Origin of the sequence: Accumulibacter sp. (genome assembly GCF_031732815.1) — a bacterium.
Classification (GTDB): Bacteria; Pseudomonadota; Gammaproteobacteria; order Burkholderiales; family Rhodocyclaceae; genus Accumulibacter.
In genome coordinates this window covers 1-5,537 of the sequence record NZ_JAVMKF010000110.1, presented here as the reverse complement: position 1 = coordinate 5,537, position 5,537 = coordinate 1, and the positions used below count along the sequence as shown (strand labels likewise).

The 5,537-nt window shown below is 64.0% G+C and carries 3 protein-coding genes; all 3 read right to left on the bottom strand.

Translation table 11 applies throughout. The features are described from left to right. Nucleotides 1–28 precede the first annotated feature (28 nt). Complete coding sequence (locus tag RKP46_RS08325) at nucleotides 29–1,435, bottom strand: efflux transporter outer membrane subunit (protein WP_311106214.1); 1,407 nt, start codon at nucleotides 1,433–1,435, stop codon at nucleotides 29–31. Next, entirely contained in the window at nucleotides 1,428–4,634 is a 3,207-nt protein-coding gene (locus RKP46_RS08320) for a multidrug efflux RND transporter permease subunit (protein ID WP_311106213.1), read from the bottom strand. Before RKP46_RS08320 ends, RKP46_RS08325 begins: the two co-directional genes overlap by 8 nt. Nucleotides 4,635–4,640: 6 nt before the next feature. Then, nucleotides 4,641–5,537 (bottom strand): efflux RND transporter periplasmic adaptor subunit (locus RKP46_RS08315; RefSeq protein ID WP_311106212.1); only part of this gene is annotated, 897 nt, incomplete at its 5' end.

The following is a 5,537-nucleotide window of genomic DNA, read 5'->3' as shown; positions in this document are numbered from 1 at the left end:
AGAACTCCGCACTGGCGGGGCAATGATGTCATTTGGATTCCTGTTGGGAGGCAGGCTGCCAACCGCCGCCAAGTGCCTTGTAGAGGTTGATCATCGCTTGCAATTGTGTTTTCCGGGTCTGCGTGAACTGCAGTTGAGCATTGAACAGGCTACGCTGCGCGTCGAGGACCTCGATGTAGCTCGTATATCCGTTATCGTAGCGCAGGCGGGCGGTCGCTGCATAACGTTCCAGCGACTCGACCTGGCGCTGCTGCGCGGCCAACTGCTCGTGTGCGCGGTTCTGTTCGATCAGCGCATCGTTGACTTCGCGGAAAGCCTGCTGAATGGTCTTCTGGTAGCTCAGCAGCGCCTGCTGCTGGACGGCTTCCGCCGCCTGGACCTGGCCGGCGATCGCCCCGGCGGTAAAGAGCGGGACACTGATCGGCGCCGACGCCTGCCAGATCTGCGAATTGCCTTCGAACAGGCGCCCCAGACTGTTGCTGGCGTAGCCGAAGAGGCCGGTGAGCGAGATGCTCGGGAAGTAGGCGGCGCGCGCCGCGCCGATCTGGGCGTTGGCGGCAATCAGCGTCTGTTCGGCTTGCCGGATGTCCGGCCGTCGCTCCAGCAAGTCCGCCGGCAGGCCGGCAGGAATCGCCGGCAGCGCCAACTGCTCGATCGTACGGCCGCGCGCAAGCGGACCGGGGTTACGACCGAGGAGGACGCTCAAACCATTCTCCTGCTGCGCGATGGCCTTCTCCAGTAGCGGAATCGTTGCCAGCGCTTCCTCGTACTGCGACTGGTTCTGGCTCAGTTCAAGGATCGAGATGACACCACCAGCAAAGCGTTCGCGGAAAACGGCGTACGATTGCGCGCGACTGTGCGCCGTCGCGCGCGAGATTTCGAGTTCCCGGTCGAGTTCGCGCAAGTTGATGTAGGCACCGGCGACGCTGGCGACCAAGGAAAGGATGACGCTGCGCCTGCCTTCCTCGCTGGCCAGGAGTTGCGCGCGTGCAGCCTCGCTCTGTCGGCGCAGACGGCCCCAGAAGTCGATTTCCCACGTCGCCGAGAGCGTTGCCTGGTAGCTGTCGAAAACCGTCGGGCCGCCGGTTCCGGGAATCGTGTTGCGCTGGCGGCTGGCCGTGAAACCGCCGCCAAGCTGCGGAAACTGCGCTGCGCGCACGAAACCGTAGCGGCCGGCGAATTCGTCCACGCGCGCCGCGGCAAGCAGCAGATCCTTGTTCTCGCGCAGCGCGGTGTGCACCAGGTCGTTCAGAACCGGATCAGCGAACTGCTCCCACCAGGGCGTGTTGGCCAGATCGTCGGCGTCCTTCTCGCTCACCCGCCAAGCCGTCGGCGTCTCCAGCGGTGGCCGCAGGTAGTCCGGACCGAGTGTGCACGCGCTGCTGGCCAGGGCGAGCAGCGAAACCAGCAGCGTGCTGAGCAAAGGCTTACGCATGGCCGCCTCCCGGCTGCCGGGCAGCGCCTGCTGAGGCGTCCGCCGGCAGCTCGTGCGCACTGCCAGGCGCCGCGTCGCCGCCCGCCTTGCCGCCTCCAGCGCTGATTCTTTCCACGACGTAGAACGTCACCGGGATGATGAAGATCGCCAGACAGCTTGCCGCGAGCATGCCGCCAATGACGGCACCGCCCATCACCTGACGCGAAACGGCGCCGGCGCCGCTGGCGATGGCAAGCGGAACACAGCCCAGAATGAAAGCGAAGGAGGTCATCAGGATTGGCCGCAGGCGCAGTCGGGCACCTTCCAGCGTCGCTTCGACCAACGACAGCTTGCCTTTCCGGTGCTCCATGCGGGCAAATTCGACGATCAGAATCGCGTTCTTCGCGGCCAGTCCGATCAGCATGACGAGACCGATCTGGGCATAGACATTGTTTTCCTGGCCGCGCACGAGCAGCGCGAGGAAAGCGCCGGCGACGGCAATCGGCGTGCCGAGGAGGACCGAGAAGGGCAGCGACCAGCTTTCATACTGGGCAGCCAGGATGAGGAAGACGCAGAGCAGCGAGAAGGCAAAGATCGCCATCGGTGAAATCCCCTCCTGCGCCCGCTTCTCCTGGTACGACATGCCCAGGTAGCCGTAGCCCATGTCGCTCGGCATGGTTTCCGCGAAGACCTCCTCGAGCGCCTGCATGACCTGCGCCGAACTGTAGCCGGGGGCTGCCGAGGCATTGATCTGCGCGCTGCGGTAAAGGTTGTAGCGCATCGTGAACTCCGGGCCGACTACCTCGCGGATCGTCGTCAGCGCCGACAAGGGGACGGCTTCGCCTTTGGCATTGCGCACCGAGAATTGGCCGATGTCCTCGATCTTCGTCCGGTACTCCCCCTCGGCCTGGATGTAGACCTGCCATTGGCGGCCAAAGCGGTTGAAATAGTTGATGAAGCCGCTACCGAGGAAGCTCTGCAGCGTTTTGTAGACGTCATTGATGTTGACCCCCTGTTTGAGCACCTTGTCGCGGTCGACCTCGATGAAGCGCTGCGGTACGGTCGGCCGGAAGGTCGTCGATACGCCGGTCAACTCGGGACGCTTGCGCGCCGCCTCGATGAACTTGTTGGTGTTCTCGGCGAGGAACTGGATGTCCTTGCCGGCACGGTCCTGGAGAATGAAGGTCGCTCCGCCCGAGGTGCCGACGCCCGGAATCGCTGGTGGCGGGAACGAAAAGCCGATGGCGCCGCTGATCCCGGCCAGCTTCTGATTCAGCGCGGCCTTGATCGCCGCGTACTGTTCCTCCGGCTTCTTGCGCGCCGCCCACTCCTCGAGCGTGATGAAGAAGAAAGCGCTGTAGGTATTCTGAACCTGGCTCAACATGCTGAAGCCGATGACCGAGGTCGAGTACTTGACCCCCGGCACCTGCAGGATCAGTTCCTCAGCCTGGCGGGCGATTTCGCGTGTGCGCTGCAGCGAGGCGCCGTCCGGCAGTTGTACGCCGGCAAAGACGTAGCCCTGGTCTTCGTCGGGCAGGAAGCCGCTCGGGACGATCCTGCCGAGCAGGCCGGCGGCAGCGGTCAAGGCGAGCAGGAAAAACAGGCTGACCACACTCTTGCGAATGGCGACGCGGCAGATACCGACATAACCGGTCGTCAAGCGGCCGAAGACGCGGTTGAAGCCGTCGTAGAACTTCTGCAAGGGGCCGCTTCCACGCTGCTTCGGCTTGAGCAGCAGTGCGCAGAGCGCCGGGCTCAGGGTAAGCGCATTGAACGCCGAGATGACCACCGAGATGGCGATGGTGACGGCAAACTGCTGGTAAAGCTGACCCGTGATGCCGGGAATGAAAGCGGTGGGAACGAAGACCGCCGCCAGAATGACGGCGATCGCAATCACTGGGCCGGTTACTTCCTCCATCGCCTTGAGCGTTGCCTCGCGCGCCGAAAGGCCGTGCTCGATATGCTGCTCGACCGCTTCGACGACGACGATCGCATCGTCGACGACAAGCCCGATGGCAAGGACCAGGCCGAAGAGTGAGAGCGTGTTGATTGAGAAGCCGAAAAGCGGGAAGAGCATGAACGTGCCGACGAGCGACACGGGAACCGCCAGCAACGGGATCAGCGTCGCGCGCCAGCCCTGCAGAAAAGCGAAAACGACGATGATGACGAGGACCAGCGCTTCGATCAGCGTATGCTGGATTTCCTTGATCCCTTCGGTAACCGACAGGGTCGTGTCGAGCGCGATGACGTAGTCGAGATCGGGCGGGAAACTGTCCTTCAGCTTGGCCATCAGCTTGCGCGCACCATCGGCGGCTTCCAGCGCGTTCGCTCCCGGCATCTGGTAGAGCGCGACCAGTGCCGCCGGTTTGCCGTTGAAACGCCCCTCGATGCTGTACGTCTGGGCGCCGAGTTCGATGCGCGCGACATCGCGTACGCGGACCAGCGAGCCGTCGCTGTTCGCCCGCAGAACGACATTGCCGAACTCCTCCTCGCTCTGCAGCCGGCCCTGCGCACGTACCGCGTAGGTGAACTCCTGGCCCGCCGGAACGGGTTCGGCGCCGACCGTTCCTGCCGGATTCACCGTGTTCTGCGTGTTGATCGCGTTGACGATCTCGGGAATCGTGATGTTCAGACGAGCGAGTCGGTCCGGCCTGACCCATAGCCGCATGGCGTACTGTCCGGCGCCGAAAACGGTGACGCTGGCGATTCCCTGCACCCGCGTCATCTGATCGTTGATGTTGATATACGCGTAGTTGGCCAGGAAGACGTTGTCGTAGGTGCCGTTGGGCGAAAACAGCGCGAACATGACCAGCGGCGAGGCGGCCGACTTCTGCACCGTCACCCCGGCATTGCGCACGTCGGCCGGCAGTTGCGACTCGGCCTGACCCTTGCGCATCTGCGCGAGAAGCTGGTCGGTGTTGGCGTCAGTGGCGATGTCGAAGTTGACCGTCAGCGTCGATTGCCCGTTATTCGCGTTGATCGAATACATGTAGTTCATGTTGTCGACGCCTGACATCTGCTGCTCGATCGGTGTCGCCACAGCCTGTTCGACGGTCAGTGCATCAGCCCCGGTGTAGCTGCTGTTGACCTTGATCTCCGGGGGAACGATGTTCGGAAACTGGGCAATCGGCAGCCCGCTCATGGCGATCAGGCCGACCAGGGTCATCAGGATCGAGATGACCATGGCGACGATCGGCCGGTTGATGAAGAAGCTGGCCATGCCCGCCTATTCCTTCCTGGCTGCGGCGGGCGATGTCGTCTGGCTGGCTGGCTGGCCGGATGCACCGGCCGCCCCTCCCGCGCTGGCGGCATACGGCTTGGGCGTTACCGGACTGCCAGGTCTGACCTTCTGCGTGCCTTCGGCAACCACCATTTCGCCTGCCCGCAGGCCCTGGCGGATGATCCATTCCGTGCCGATGCGCTCGCCGACCACCACCGGCCGAACGTCCGCCTTGTTGTCGGGGCCGATCACGGCGACCAGGTGCTTGCCCTGGATCTCGTTCACCGCGCGCTGCGGGACGAGCAGCGCGTCCTTTTCGACCGACATCGTCGCCCTGATCCGGCCGTACTGTCCAGGCCGCAGCAGCCGGTTCGGGTTCGGGAAAAGCGCTGCCGCCTTGAAAGTCCCGGTAGTCGCTTCCGCCTGCCGGTCGAGCAGCGAGAAGCGACCGCGGTGCGCATAGGTCGAACCATCGACCAGAATCAATTCGAGCGGCACTTGCTCCGCCCTGCGGCTGGCTGCCGTCGTCCCGCCAGCCACCTTCAGGTACTCGCGCTCGCTGATGTTGAAATAGACCTTGATCGGGTCGACCGCCGAGACCGTGGTCAGCTCGCCGTTCATTCCCGGGCTGAGCAGGTCGCCGATCTGCGCCTTGGCAATTCCGGCAATGCCGGTGATCGGCGCACTGATGCGTGTGAAGCCGAGGTTGAGGCGGGCCGTCTTCAAAGCCGCGTCAGCCGCCGCGAGTTCAGCCCGGGCCGACTGCTCGGCGCCCGTCGCGTCGTCGAGATCCTTCTGGCTGACCGCATTCTTCTCGGCCAACGGTTTGATCCGGGCGAGGTTGGCCCGTGTCGTCTGATGGCGCGCCAGTCGCTGTGCACGCACGCCGCTGGCTTCCTCGAC